The 15049-nt window shown below is 32.7% G+C and carries 12 protein-coding genes and 1 pseudogene; 10 read left to right on the top strand and 3 right to left on the bottom strand.

What is annotated here, in order from left to right; translation table 11 throughout:
- Nucleotides 1–34 precede the first annotated feature (34 nt).
- On the top strand, nt 35–1339 hold the full coding sequence (locus METEV_RS00900) for a TrpB-like pyridoxal phosphate-dependent enzyme (RefSeq protein ID WP_013193680.1): 1305 nt from the start codon (nt 35–37) through the stop codon (nt 1337–1339).
- A 218-nt stretch (nt 1340–1557) separates the two neighbouring features.
- Nucleotides 1558–2787, top strand: a complete 1230-nt coding sequence (gene gpgS / locus METEV_RS00895; RefSeq protein ID WP_013193679.1) for a glucosyl-3-phosphoglycerate synthase — start codon at nt 1558–1560, stop codon at nt 2785–2787.
- A 31-nt stretch (nt 2788–2818) separates the two neighbouring features.
- On the opposite strand, the gene METEV_RS00890 is transcribed toward gpgS, so the two are convergent.
- The 3 genes from METEV_RS00890 to METEV_RS00880 form a co-directional block, all read right to left on the bottom strand.
- Nucleotides 2819–3229, bottom strand: a complete 411-nt coding sequence (locus METEV_RS00890) for a DUF1699 family protein (protein ID WP_013193678.1) — start codon at nt 3227–3229, stop codon at nt 2819–2821.
- Between the two features lie 106 nt (nt 3230–3335).
- Nucleotides 3336–4616, bottom strand: a complete 1281-nt coding sequence (hisD, locus tag METEV_RS00885) for a histidinol dehydrogenase (RefSeq protein WP_013193677.1) — start codon at nt 4614–4616, stop codon at nt 3336–3338.
- A gap of 21 nt (nt 4617–4637) precedes the next feature.
- The gene (locus METEV_RS00880; protein WP_013193676.1) at nt 4638–6839 is read right to left on the bottom strand and encodes an ATP-dependent DNA helicase; all 2202 of its coding nucleotides are present in this window, start codon (nt 6837–6839) and stop codon (nt 4638–4640) included.
- A 624-nt stretch (nt 6840–7463) separates the two neighbouring features.
- Here METEV_RS00880 and METEV_RS12180 point away from each other — a divergent pair.
- From METEV_RS12180 to METEV_RS00845, 8 genes and pseudogenes are all read left to right on the top strand, one after another.
- A complete protein-coding gene (locus METEV_RS12180) occupies nt 7464–7637 on the top strand; it encodes a hypothetical protein (RefSeq protein WP_013193674.1) in 174 nt (57 codons plus the stop codon).
- 91 nt (nt 7638–7728) lie between these two features.
- Nucleotides 7729–7917 (top strand): hypothetical protein, encoded by a 189-nt coding sequence (locus tag METEV_RS00875; protein ID WP_013193673.1) that lies wholly within the window; start codon nt 7729–7731, stop codon nt 7915–7917.
- A gap of 194 nt (nt 7918–8111) precedes the next feature.
- Nucleotides 8112–8795: pseudogene (locus METEV_RS00870) on the top strand (PP2C family protein-serine/threonine phosphatase); the annotation flags it as partial.
- A 262-nt stretch (nt 8796–9057) separates the two neighbouring features.
- Nucleotides 9058–9672, top strand: a complete 615-nt coding sequence (locus tag METEV_RS00865) for a restriction endonuclease subunit S (RefSeq protein ID WP_013193671.1) — start codon at nt 9058–9060, stop codon at nt 9670–9672.
- A complete protein-coding gene (locus METEV_RS00860; RefSeq protein WP_013193670.1) occupies nt 9673–11121 on the top strand; it encodes an N-6 DNA methylase in 1449 nt (482 codons plus the stop codon).
- Between the two features lie 246 nt (nt 11122–11367).
- A complete protein-coding gene (locus tag METEV_RS00855) occupies nt 11368–11661 on the top strand; it encodes a hypothetical protein (RefSeq protein WP_013193669.1) in 294 nt (97 codons plus the stop codon).
- Nucleotides 11662–11720: 59 nt separating this feature from the next.
- Nucleotides 11721–12803 (top strand): class II glutamine amidotransferase, encoded by a 1083-nt coding sequence (locus METEV_RS00850; protein WP_013193668.1) that lies wholly within the window; start codon nt 11721–11723, stop codon nt 12801–12803.
- A 114-nt stretch (nt 12804–12917) separates the two neighbouring features.
- Complete coding sequence (locus METEV_RS00845; protein ID WP_198008148.1) at nt 12918–13808, top strand: class II glutamine amidotransferase; 891 nt, start codon at nt 12918–12920, stop codon at nt 13806–13808.
- Nucleotides 13809–15049 lie beyond the last annotated feature (1241 nt).

Raw genomic sequence — 15049 nt, 5'->3', positions numbered from 1 at the left:
TAATATTTACAATAATGGATTATAAGTGATTGCTATGGAACAAACAAAAATTTTACTTGATGAAAATGAAATGCCAAAGCAGTGGTACAATATATTGCCAGATCTTCCTACTCCTGTTGAACCACCACTTAACCCTGAAACAAAAGAACCAATAAAACCAGAAGAACTGGAATCAATATTTCCAAAATCATTAATTGAGCAGGAGATGTCTTCTGACAATTATATAGATATTCCTGAAGAAATTCGCGATATCTACAAGTTATGGAGACCTTCACCACTTCACCGCGCCCATAGACTTGAAGAATTGCTGGATACCCCTGCAAAAATCTATTACAAAAATGAAGGAGTAAGCCCTGCAGGCAGTCACAAACCCAACACCTCGATTGCACAGGTATACTACAACATGAAAGAAGGTAATGAAAGGGTAACTACCGAAACCGGTGCAGGACAATGGGGTAGTGCACTATCACTTGCCTGCAACTATTTTGACTTGGAATGTAAGGTTTACATGGTACGCTCCAGTTTTGAACAAAAACCCTTCAGAAAATCCTTAATCAACCTCTGGGGAGCCACTGTTATTCCATCACCCAGTAAAGAAACTAAATTTGGACAACAATTCCTCGAACAATATCCTGACACAACAGGAAGTCTTGGCATTGCCATCAGTGAAGCCATTGAAGATGCATCAGAGAACGATAATACAAAATACGCTCTTGGAAGTGTTTTAAATCACGTAATGCTACACCAAACAGTTATAGGTCTTGAATCACAGAAACAGTTAGAAAAAGTTGATGAATACCCAGATATTGTCATAGGATGTTGTGGCGGAGGCAGTAACCTTGCGGGAATCAGTTTTCCGTATATAAAGGATAAGATAAACAAAAAACATGACCCAGAAATAATAGGTGTTGAACCATCTGCCTGCCCCACTCTTACAGAAGGGAGCTTTAAATACGATTCAGGAGATACTGCAATGATGACTCCACTGCTTAAAATGTACACACTGGGGCATGATTTTGTACCCCCGTCCATTCACTCGGGGGGACTTAGGTATCATGGATGTTCACCAATAATAAGCAGATTATATGACGACGGATTGATGAAAGGCAGAAACTACCACCAGGTTGAGATTTTTGATTCTGCTGTTAAATTTGCCAGAACCGAAGGTATTGTGCCAGCACCTGAATCATCTCATGCCATAAAATGTGCGATGGATGAAGCAACAAAATGCAGAGAAACCGGTGAAGAAAAAACCATTCTTTTCAATCTAAGTGGACACGGACACTTTGATATGTCAGCTTATGATAAATATTTTAACAAAAAACTGGGCAACGAATAAATTTTAAAGGGGCTTTCGCCTCTTATAACTATTTTTTAATTTGAAATTTTTACAAAATTTTATATAGGTTTTTATAAAAATTTAACCACAAACTTATTTATTCTGGATAAACCTAATTGTATTTATATAAATATGATTTGTTAAACGTAGATAATTACTTAAAAAGTAACTGATATACTTATAATCATTAATACGGGTTTTAGTTGTGGGGTTGATTAATGGATTTTTCTCAGGAAAGGATTACAACTATCCATGATTACAGCATAAACGGACAAAATGTTACCGAACGCATAAATAGATTATCGCTTGTTAGACCCGGTGTGGTCATTATACCAATGCTTTATGATGAAATCAAAAGCGATTCACTACAACTTATCGTTGACCAGCTAAATAAAAGCAGTTACCTAAAACAGATTACAATTGCACTTTCAGCTGAAAACTCAGCCCAATACAGAGAAGTTCTGGACTTTTTCGGACAGCTGGAAATACCTCACATAGTTGTGTGGTGTAACGGTCCAAGAATACAGAATATATTAGAAGACATGAAAGAAAAAGAACTTGATATCACATCTTTTTCTGGTAAAGGCAAAGATGTCTGGATAGCTATTGGTGTGGCAAGTTTGTATGGGTATGCCATCGCTTTCCACGATGCGGATATAAAAACCTATGATAAATATTTACCAGCCAAACTTTTATACCCCATCATCGAACCAGAACTTGATTTTTTCTACAACAAGGGATATTATTCAAGAATTGACACTGAAAGCAGTCAGATGTTTGGGCGTGTACATCGGTTATTTGTTGAACCACTGATAGAAACAGTCATCAAAGACATAGACAGATCATCAAGCCTCCTGAATTACCTCCAGTCATTTAGATATCCACTATCAGGAGAATTTGCAATGACTCGAGACCTTGCAATGAATATAAGGATTCCGAGTGACTGGGGACTGGAACTCGGACTACTTGGAGAAGTTTACAGGAACACCGCAATGAAACGCATATCCCAAGTAGACCTCGGATTCTACAACCATAAACATCAGTCAATGGGTTCTGATGTAAGTGAAGGGTTGTCCAAAATGGTAAATGACATATTTACAACATTTATTCGTCTGCTTGGTGAAAATACAAATATACAAATATCAGTACCATTTTTACACAGTATAAGTGTGAGATACAAACGATTTTCCCAAGACTTAATAAGGCAGTATCATGCAGATGCTATATTTAATGACTTAAAATACAACCGTCACCAAGAAGAAATATATGTGGATACTTTTGCAAAAATTATACAGCAGTCGAAAAATGATTATTTCAAAGATACCTCTGAAGTATTGCTACCTGACTGGAAACGCGCTTTATCAGCCATACCAAATCTAAATAAACGTTTCAGGAATGCCGCACTTGAAGATTGTATTGAACACAGTAAATACAATTCAGTAAAATAAAAAATAAAAATGTTTATAATCCTATACCCATTTATTGATTCAGTTGTTCTTTACTTAATACGTATTTCAACATTTCCTTGTTCATTTTACCTTCACGTGATAGTTTATCAGCGATATCTTCATTAGATTTGCCTTCGGATTTTAGCTCTTTTATTTTGTCTACTACTGCTGGAGGTATGCTGTAATATTCATTTATATCCTTTCTGTGACCCCAAACATCCCCCTCTATAAGTTTTATGTTTTGCATATCAAGAAACATTTCAATTGATTTGGAAAGTGTGCTCCTGTAAGAACTTGGTATCTGGATTACCTCTACATTGGGACATCTTTTAACCAGACTGAATATATCTTTATTGGAAGGTCTGAAAGCAAAATGGATTACATTTTCATTTGAATCTATTTTGGGAATTTCATCCCTTGAACTAACTACTCTTATTTTCATATACTACCCCACCTGTAATTTTCGTACAAAAAAATAACTTATTAAACAATTATATGTTATTACCTTTTAAATAATTGTCGATGAAAAACTATAAAAATATTGTAAGTCACTCATCAAATCTGGTCTTTACCGAGTCGGAATGGGCATATAACCCTTCTTCTTCGGATATAGAAATGATGGTATCTTTAATATTCTCCAATCCCTCTTTGCTGATTTTTTGTATACTTGAATATTTTATAAAATGATTGACATTGAGTCCTGAATAGATTTTTGCATATCCGGAAGTTGGTAATACATGGTTCGTACCGGAAGCATAATCACCGGCGGCTACAGGACTATAATTTCCTACAAATATCGAACCTGCGTTTTCAATTCTGTTAAGTACGTATTCATCATCATAAACCATGATTTCAAGGTGTTCAGGAGCAAATTCATCAGAGAACTCTATACAGGAATCTACAGTATCCGCTATTAGTATCACTACATTTTTAAGGGATTTTTTAACTATATCATTTCTTGGAGTAGATTTAGCCTGATACAAAACTTCTTGGTTTACTTTTTCTGCAAGTGATTTGGAAGTTGTAATCAAAATTGATACTGCATTAGGGTCGTGTTCTAATTGTGCAACAATATCCGATGCAGCCATTTTGGCATCTGCAGATTCATCAGCTATAATTAACACTTCACTTGGACCTGCAGGAAAATCAATTTCTACTCTGTTTCTGACCTGCATTTTGGCAGTAGTTACAAAAACATTACCCGGACCTACAATTTTATCGACTTTTTTAACACTTGACGTCCCATAAGCCAGTGCACCAATAGCCTGCACTCCTCCGAGTCTATAGATATGGTCTGCACCTGCTATTCTTGCTGATGCCAGTGTTATAGGATGAACTGTTCCATCATACCTTGGTGGTGTACACACAGAAACATTTTCCACGCCTGCAACTTTTGCAGGTATTACTGTCATTAATGCAGTGGATGGATAAGACGCACTACCTCCCGGCACATAGGCTCCTATATTTTTGAGAGGGGTTACTTTTTGTCCCAGTTCAATTCCCGGTAATGTTTCTGACATCCATTTTTGAGCGGGTAATTGCGATTCATGATATTTTCTGATATTATAAGCAGCAGTTTCAAGATGTTTAATAAAGGCTTCATCCACATTATAGAAGGCTTCATCGATTTCCTGCCGGCTTACTTCTATGTTTTCAATCTCTGCATTATCAAATTGTTTTGTGTATTTTTTAAGTGCTTCATCCCCATGGTTATGAATTTCATCCAGAATAACTGAAACTTTATCCTCAACATTTGCAAGCTCCCCTCCACGGGAGAATATTTTCTTTTTTTCATCATCTGTTACATCTTTTAGGTGTTTATAAAGCATTACCATCGCCCCTTTATTAATTTAGAAATCATTGAATGTTTTTTGACCTTGGTCATTACCAGAATAGGATTTTATAGATTCAGGTTCTTCATCTATTTGCTGGTTATCTTCTGGTTCCACACCTAACTGCTCAAGTACTTTATATGCGGTTTTTCTACCAAGATAATTTGAAAGAATATGTAACTTCGTATTTTTAATATCAGATACTGACTGAATTCCTGCTTCGTATAGTTTACGTGCACGCACTCTTCCGATATTACTTATAGAAACCAGTTGTATAAGGTCTTTATTTACACCATGGTGTATACGTTTCTCAAGTTCCTGTGCTTTATCCGCATCCAAATCTGTAAGGTTTGCAAGATTTACTGCTGAATGCATGAGCCATTCGGATATATCAGAAAGTGCGTTGATATCCCCCTCTCCTACACCAAATTCAGCAGTAATATCATCCAGAGTTTTTTCATCAATCCATTCATTGATTAATAATGCAGTTTTTACCTCACCAAGGAACCATTCATATTCTATCGATTTGAATGGATTGGGTACTTCCACAAATTCATCCGAATGAGTCATCACATACTCGTTAATTTTTTCATATTCTTTTGACCGCAGGTATAATTGACGCATATCAGGAGTACTGCAGATTATATGCAGCATTGTCATATCGGTAACTTTATCTGCTTTTTTAAGTTTATCAATAATAATTGCACCAGATAATGGGTCTATGTATAATGTGGAGATAACCTGCCCCAACCGTGTTGCATAAAGGCGTTCTCCATCATCCTTTATCATTTCATTATCCTGCAGAAATTCGATACAATCATCAACTACATCGATTAAACTCCATTTTTGCTGCTGATATGCAAAAAAACTCGAACCCATAAAATCCACCATGCCCTGTCGTGTAGTAGCAAACCCATTAACTATGGTAGAAAGAACATGGGTTCGAAGTGCATTTTCAGTTCCTAATTTAGATAATATATCTTCTGGTTCAGCATCGATATATCGGTCCAGAAGGTCTGTAAATTCATTATAAGTATGTGATATAAGAACTGATTCTCCATAAGGATCAAGACTGGGTCTGCCAGCTCTTCCTGCCATCTGTTTATAATCCAAGACTGGTATGGGCTGCATCCCAAAATTTGGGTCATAACGTTTGTAGTTTCTTACTATTACCCGCCTTGCAGGCAAATTCAAACCTGCAGCAAGTGTCGGTGTACTGGAAATGACCTTTATTTTGTTATTTCTGAAATTGTCCTCTACTATTTTTCTTTGTGCTGAATTTAAACCTGCATGATGAAATGCTGTACCCCTTTTAATACAACTTGCAAGTTCTTTTGTAGTTTCTGTATCGCTGGTTTCAAGCACTTCTTCTGCAATATTATTCAGTTCGGCAAGGAGACCTTTATCAAGTGATTTCCCAACCTTTGATTTTGCTTTTTTTGCAAATCCTGCACAGTTACGTCTGCTACTTTCAAAAACAAGGCACTGTCCGTTCTCATCAATAGTATCAAGTACAAGATTTACTGCTGTATCTTTAACAATATTTTTAATTGGTTTTTGTGATTGTTTGAAATTGATGTTATCCTCGAGGAATACACCTTCATATAGTTCGATAGGGCGCCATTGGCTCTGGACAAGTTCAGCATCAAGCCATCCTGCAATTTCTTCTGCATTCCCTATCGTTGCTGACAGTCCTATTATCTGTGAATTTGGATTAAGGCGCAGGAGTTTTGCGATAGTTATCTCAAGAGTTGGACCCCTGTCCGCAGAGTCAAGAAGGTGTATCTCATCTACCACAATTGTTGTTATATCCTTCATCCACGACGTTTCGTTTCTTAAAAGCGAATCAGCTTTTTCAGAAGTAGCAACGATTATATCGTTTGAACCCAGCCACTCATCAGTGGAATCAAAGTCACCAGTAGATATACCTATATTTACTCCTATAGATGAGAATTGTTTAAACCTTTCAAATTTTTCAGATGCTAATGCCCGCAATGGGACAATATATAAACATTTACCACCATTAGATATTGATTTCAACATGGCTAATTCTGATATCAGAGTCTTGCCTGATGCTGTAGGTATAGCTGCAAGTAAATTTTTGTTATCCAAGAGTCCTTTTTCTACAGCTTCTGCCTGTGGTGGATATAGTTTTTCTATTCCTGTATCCAGATAAAATTGTATAACGTATTCTGGCAGCTCAAGTTTTCCGGTTTCCATCCAAAGTCCTGATTAATGATTGTACTATTTATAATAATATTTTTTCCTAAAAAGTACTAATTACATTAATTCTTTAAACTGTGAAAAAATCATATTTTTATCCCAAAATCAAATCTAATTCTTGTTATTTTGGATATTGTTACCCTACATTTCATCACAATAAGTGGTTTTTCGTCATTTACAGTTGAAATTGAGAACAGCGAGACAAATTTCCAATGATATAATATTTAATACATATCTATAATTAATAAAAAAAGTTACAAATTCTTAAATTATGAGAATTGTTAATTTTTCATGTTTCATGTAACATAAAAAAAATACAAATTCGTTTTGTTTTTAAAATCCACAGACAAAACTCTCCATGGTTTGTATGTTGTTATCCTAGGATGATAATGAGAAGCCAAAACTGATACTGTTTTGTGATGCTCATGGTAGTAGTAAAGGTGGACTTTATAAGATGCTTGGTGAAAAAGCCAATGAGTTCAATTATGTTAATAATGATAATATAAATGAGAATTGCCAGATTATAATGGCAGTAGTAGTGGTTACTTAAATGAGGAAGCAAATGAAATATCATCATTTATGGAACTCTGAAGAGTAAAGATAAATGTATAAGGCTTATAAATGAGTATAATGATTTGGGCATATGACGCTGAGTTGAGAGCAACCTATATACTACTTAAAGAAACAGTGAAGAGAAACTTGAATAGGTTTTTGGATGATGGTGAAGGAAGAAGATATGTCCCACTGGACATTTTTGTGAATGCAATAGAGATAGGCCAATATCAACCAGTTTGATTTACTTTATTATGTTGATGAGGGATATATCTATGATACAAATGTTAAAAAGGAGAACCTTACAAAATGATTAAGAGTAAAGGTGAGTCCAATGACTAATTTAGAAAAATTTAAAGAAACAGATAAGATTTTGGCTGAATGGGAAGAGCAGTTTGAAGATGACTTCATGGAAATCTGTATCAACCCTGGTCAAAGGATAAATAAAGGTGATTCTGAGAGTGGTGACCATGGTCAGTTGAAACAGAACCTCGGAAAAGGGGAGTATGGAAACAGTAAATAAAGGTATTGAAACTATTCAGCAGTCCATTCAAGGCTTTCTATGGTTCTGATGTTTTGAATATACCTCCAGACAAGAAGAGCATGGGAACCCATAAAACAGGTTTGTGAATCAATAAAATGATAGATGCAAAGAAATTATTAACGTTTTCAAAAGGTGCAGGTTATAGTGATAAAGGCTAGAACCGGCAACACAATGAAGACAACTATACCATTGTGCACTTTGATTACAATGAACCCTTTTTGTTAGCCGTTGCAGATGGTGTAGGTGGTAACAATGCGGGAGAAGTTGCTTCAAATCTGGCTGTACATGAAATAACTAACATGATGTATAGTTATCCAGTAGGTGAAATGGAAACTGAAGATGTTATCAATTTTCTTAAAGTGGCCCATCAAAAAGTCAGAGAAGTTATAAATAAAGAATCAGTTGGCGAGAAAGTTGGTATGGATACTACCTTAGTCTCTTCAGTAATAAAAGATGATATAGCAGTAATCGCAAATACTGGTGACAGTAAAGCATTCGTCATCGATAAGGGTGGGAATGTAAAATTGAAAACAAAAGAACATACATACCCCCAATATCTATTTGATGAAGGCATCATCAATAAAGATGATGTTAAGAACCATCCTTTAAACAATATGTTAACCTGTTCTATTACGGGCAATTTCACTGTAGACACCTATAAAGTCGATTTAATTTCGGGTGATTCGATAATACTTACCAGTGATGGGATTCATGATTATATATACAAAGAAGATATCATTAGCTCAATCAAAGATAATATCTTTGGAAATAATCCACGTGAAGTCGTTGCAGAAATTTCTGAAAAAGCCTTTATGAGTTCGAAAGACAACTTTACCGTGCTTCTATATAAGCACTGATCAACTACTTTATCTTTTTAATAAAGGAAAGATAACAAATTGTTTGAACCTCATATTTGAATAACTAAGGTTGGAAACACTAATTTATTCTTGATTAAAATTTTATCAAAATGTATAAAATCGAAATTATTTTCTTGGTTATAAAGGACTGATTCATTAAGTCAAACGAACCATTATTTTTAAATAAACATAATTTATAATAGAAGTTTATTAAGATATATTAATAATTAATTATTATTTTGATAATATTTAGAACCATTATTTGAGGTGTTCAGATATTACAGAAACAATAAAACTAAAAAATTTGTTGGAATCAAATAAATTAATAAGAGGCATAGCAAAAACTCGTGAAGATAATTCTAATGATACTGAAAAAATAAATGTTTTTATGGTTAATATAAAAAACTTAGAAGATGGCATTGTTGACCTTAAATCTACCGAAGAATGCAATGTGAAAAAATCAGATTTTGAAAAACCAAAACCAAAAAAGGGAGATGTAATAATACCTATAAGGGGGTCAGATTTTAAATCTGCTGTGGCTCCTTCTGGTATAGAAAATAAAGGTTATGTTATTAGCCTAAATCTTGTTGCTTTAAGAGTTAATAATAAAATATTACCAAGGGTGCTATCTGAATACTTTAATAGCCCTCAAGGACAAATATCTTTAGAACGAATTTCAAAAGGTACAAAAATAAAATCAATACCTATAAAGGAGTTGAAGGAGTTAGATATACCAGTGCCAAATTTAGATGACCAAAATAAATTCGACAAATATCTTGAAGCAATACAAGATTATAAGTTACGTTTAAGAGAAGAAAAAGAATTTACAGAGAAAATGAAGAAATCAGTAGCTTTTAAGTATTTCAGAGGGTACTAAATGGAAGAAGATTTCACTAACAATTTCGAAAAAAATTTAAATAAAAAGTTTGGCAAAAACTTACACAATAAGTTAGGACTGAAAACTGAATATCTTCCTATTAGTAATCCGATAAATCATGTTTTAAGTTTAATGTTATTGAAAAAACTTTCAGAACAATATGAACATGGAGTAAAACATATTGTATTACCTGCTTCTGCATATTGGACAAATATAAAATCATCATATAATGATATTGGAAATTTACTGAATAATGCTTTCGAAGAACTTGAAATGAAAAATCCTGAAATAAAAGGTGTTTTCGACAGCTTAGATTTTGAATCAAATGAATTAGGTAATGTTCATCATAAAAATGAGATTTGGAAATCTATTATTGATTCACTGTCATCAATAGAGTTATACAATGAAAATCTGGAACCAAATTATGATTTTGAAAGATTGTTTGACGTTTTCACTCCTCGTAAGCTAGCGTACCTTGTTGTTAAATTATTAAATATAGATAAGGATATGACAGTTTATGAACCATTTTGCACTTTGGGGACTTTTCTTGTTAGATCGGGAAATTACATAAAGGAGTGTACAGGAGAATTTGATGAACCATATCTATATGGTCAATCTCCTAACAAAGAGTATCGTCTAACAACCATGTTAAACTTGTATTTCAATGACTTTTTTAAGGCACAAGTAAAATCTGGAAATCTGATTTTTAACCCTCAATTCTTAACTGAAGATGGAGATGGAGTTAGAAAATTTGATAGAGTGTTGGGTTCTTATCCTATAATAAAAGATTGGGGATATGAATTTGCAAAATATGACCCATATAGAAGATTCTCATATGGCGTACCTCCGCAGAAAAAAGGAGATTATGCCTATATTGAACATATGGTAGCATCACTGAAAAAAGACGGTATGATGGGGGTACTTGTTCCAAACAATAGTCTTTCTAGAACAAATGAGAAAGAGACGAAAATCAAACAATTGATGCTTAAAAGAGACGATTTAATAGAATCTGTGATATCATTGCCTCCTAAAGTTTTACGTTCTACTGCTACCTCTTATTCTTTGTTGATTATTAATAAAAATAAAAGAGAAGAACGTAGGAACCAAGTGTTATTTATAGATGCCTCTAGGGAATATAGGCCAAGAAAAACAGAAGTGACAAGGAACGTTATTAAATATAAACATATTGATAATATTGTAAGCACCTACCAGTCTTTTAAAGATGAAGATAATTTTTCTTCGGTTGTCCCTATAGAAAAAATCGAGAAACATAATTTTTCTCTTGATGTTTCTTCCTATATTTTACCAGAACCAATAGAAAGTGATGTCATCAATCCAAACGATGCATTATCTAGGCTAAGAGAGATTCAGAATGATAAAAACGAGTTAATAAACAATATACATGATACATATAGTGCGTTGAATTTAGATAAAGGATATGATGATTGAGTGGCTCAAAGCCATACACCTTTTTTAATTCTGAGATGATGAATCGGATAATTTTTTTCTAAATCAATCTTCATATCCTAAATAAGGGACAATCACTTATTAATTTTTTAAACTGAATAATGGAGTTTTTATCACCATAAACTATAAATAATATTATAATCCAATATTCTAAATAATAGAACTCTATTATTAATAAACAGTAGTCAATTATAAAAATAGATGTTTTATATATGGAGTAGGATACCAATGGAATGCGAAATATGCGGCCATGAAAAAGAAACTGTAATAGTACCATCTAAAGAAGCTGATGCTAAACCAATTAATTGCTGTAAAGGATGTGCACTAGAATCATCTATATCAAATGTATTCTACGATGGATTTCCAGTTTTCCATTTCAAATCTGAAAATGGAAGATGGTATTATGTGTTTGTAGACCATAATGATGATGTTCCTTATATATACCCATATGATAACCCCAAAACACGTATACGATCAAGCGCAGGGGAAATTGTATTTAAAAGCAGTAAAAGCCGACGGTGAAAAACTTGAAAACACTGAGAATATGGATTTATAAAAATTAACACTGGAGAATTAGAAAAATGTGCGAATTGTTAGGATTATCATTTAACATAAGTATAAAACCAAGTATTTCTTTCACAGGTTTTCGTAGTAAAGGTGAACAAAATCCTGATGGTTGGGGGATTGCTTATTATCCAGTTGCATATACTAAAAATAAATCATCAGGTAAATATGTGCCAAATAAATATAAATCAGAAAAATCTGCCCAGATTATTAAAGAACCTATTAAACCAGAAAATAGCAAACTTTCCAGATTTTTAATTAATCACCAAAAAATAGAATCAAAATTGATAATTTCTCATTTGAGGAAAAGTACCAAAGGAAAAAAAAATCATACAAACACACACCCTTTTTCAAGGGAATTGTACGGTAAAGAATATGTTTTCGCTCATAATGGAACCATTCAGAACAAAAGATTATCCAGTACAGGTAAATTTACACCTATTGGAAGTACTGATTCAGAGAATATTTTTTGCTATCTTTTAAATTGTATAGAGGAACATGGTATAGCTCAATGGGACTTTGAGAGCTTCGAATGGCTTTCAAACAAACTTAATGAGATTAACGAAAACGGAAAATTAAATTGTATATTTTCAGATTCTGAATATTTGTTTTGTTATCAAGATAATAACCTATTCAATAAACTCTGTTATATAAATAGAAAACCACCAAACGGTACTATTCGGTTAAGTGATAATGATTTAGAAATTGACCTTGATGAAGAAAAAGATGACAATCAAACAGGTTACGTTATAGCAACAAAAAAGCTTACTGATGAGAACTGGATAGATTTCGAGCCTGGTGAACTTCTTGTATTTAAGAATGGGTCTTTAATCTATTCAAATAAATGTTATATTGAGCATCCAAATAAAAATCCAATAAGTATTGAAAGGGAAATCCTTGCAGTATTGAGAAGTCACTCACATAGAGTAAGTTTGAATCACATTAGTCAATTATCTTCAGGTTCTATCCATGAAGTAAAACGAGCTATTAATTCTCTACTCTTTGATGGTTATATAAGACAAGATAGGAGAGACAGGGTAAGCTGTAATCATGAAAAAGCAACATTTTATACCAACCCTATAAAGAGAAACTATATTTGAATATTGTAGAATGCTAAAAATAGGTGCCCCATGTAAGATTAAATAATAGGTCAACTACCCTCCCCAAACTGAAGCACTTCATGCTTCAGTTTGATGAGGGAAATCAATGTACCATTGAAAAAATCGCTGGAGAGTAAAAAAATGTGTGAATTGTTAGGATTATCATTTAACATAAGTATAAAACCAAGTATTTCTTTCACAGGTTTTCGTAGTAAAGGTGAACAAAATCCTGATGGCTGGGGGATTGCTTATTATCCAGTTGCAAATAATAAAAATAAATCAGAAAAATCTGCTCAGATTATTAAAGAACCTATAAACTCAAAGAAAAGCAATCTTTCCAGTTTTTTAACAGATTATCAAAAATTAGAGTCTAAACTAATTATATCGCACGTTAGAAAAAGCTCTAAAAAAAATTTTGGTCACAAAAATACACATCCTTTTTCAAGAGAATTAAATGGTTGTGAATATATATTTGCTCATAATGGTACATTTAATAATAACAAGGATGATTTCAACAAGGGCAGATTTATACCTATGGGTGTAACAGATTCAGAAAATATTTTTTGCCATATTTTAGGTTGTATAGAGGAAAATGGTATAACTCAGTGGGATTCTGGAAACGGTAAGGAGAACTTTGAGTGGCTTTCAAACAAACTTAATGAGGTTAACGAAAACGGAAAATTAAATTGTATATTTTCAGATTCTGAATATTTGTTTTGTTATCAAGATAATAATGGGCACCATAATAACCTTTATTACCTTCACAGAAAGCCACCATATGATAAAGCTAATTTAAGTGATGAAGAGTTAAAAATCAAACTTGATGAGGAAAAATATGACGACCAAACAGGTTACGTTGTAGCAACAAAAAGACTTACCAATGAATATTGGGAAAGTTTTGAACCTGGTGAACTGATTGTCTTTAAAGACGGAGAAATAATTTATTCTAATAAACGTGACTTTGACCACCCCACAGAAACTAATAAAGGAATACTTGAATATTAAGAAATCATCTCCATAGATTAAGTTTGAAAGATATTAATGTAGAAACTTCAGGATCTATTGATGATGTAAAAAAAGCTATTAATTCATTAGTTTTTGATGGTTATATAAAGCAAGATAAAAGAGATAGTGTAAAGGAGTCATGAGGATGCAACTTTTTACACTAATCCTGAAAAAAGGGAAAAGATACTGACAATAATGGATAATTAATCCATTATTTCGTATTTATAAAAGCAAATGGCAACATTTTAAAGGTGTCAACAAATGCACCATGAAAATTTAACACAAAGAAAGTGGAAATTAAATTTTCAAAATAATTTCAGAATGACATCAGTATATATTTTAATATTATTTACTTTTCTACTATTAAATATTTAAACAAGTAATTTTTTAAATCAGTAGAAATTTATACATTTAATATTGTCTACTTTTCTATTAATAGCTATTTTTACTAATATTCAAAAAGAGAATAATTTTATATTGGTTTTGTCTGACATTAAACAAAATTATAATCATAGAACATCAGTAATCAGTTAATATAACCTTGTGAACATTATAAAAAATGGGGATATCAGATGAGATCTAAATTTATCAAAGATTTTACTAAAAACAACATAAGTAAATACATGAACTATAGAATAGCTGCAATATCACATATTGTTAAATCCCATAGACTATAAATACTAAATCATGGATATCGATATTTACATCGTGGAGTTATATTGAATGATTAGGATTTTATATATTTTTCACCTATGGAATTATCTCATTTTTTCTTTTTAATGTGTAGTAGGGTTATTTGGATATTTATTTCTCACAGATATTGCTGTAAAAAATTTTCAATTATCGCCCCTTTACTCTTCCATGGACACAACAACTGCATACTGGATTAGCACATTAGGTAATTTAATTATCATTGGATTAATTATACTTATGATGGTAGTAAAGCGAGAACATCAAAAAGATGAATTGTAAAATCAAATTATTGGCTCTGTAGAAAACCTAACTTTGACTTGATATCTAACTCTAAATCGTCATATCTAAAATGATTCAAATTGAAAATAAATTAATGTGTTCCATTAACTGAACAATATCAATCTTTGCAAAAAATATATAAGATATCACTACCATATATTATAGTATATTTAGAAATTAATTTTTTCTTAGCAAAAAGCGAACGTATCAGTAGTTTCTATATTATATAGTAAGCTTCAAAGATAGTGCAGGTCACTGACCATTAACTC

Origin of the sequence: Methanohalobium evestigatum Z-7303, assembly GCF_000196655.1 — an archaeon.
Taxonomy (GTDB): domain Archaea; phylum Halobacteriota; class Methanosarcinia; order Methanosarcinales; family Methanosarcinaceae; genus Methanohalobium; species Methanohalobium evestigatum.
This window is presented reverse-complemented; position numbering and strand designations above follow the sequence as displayed.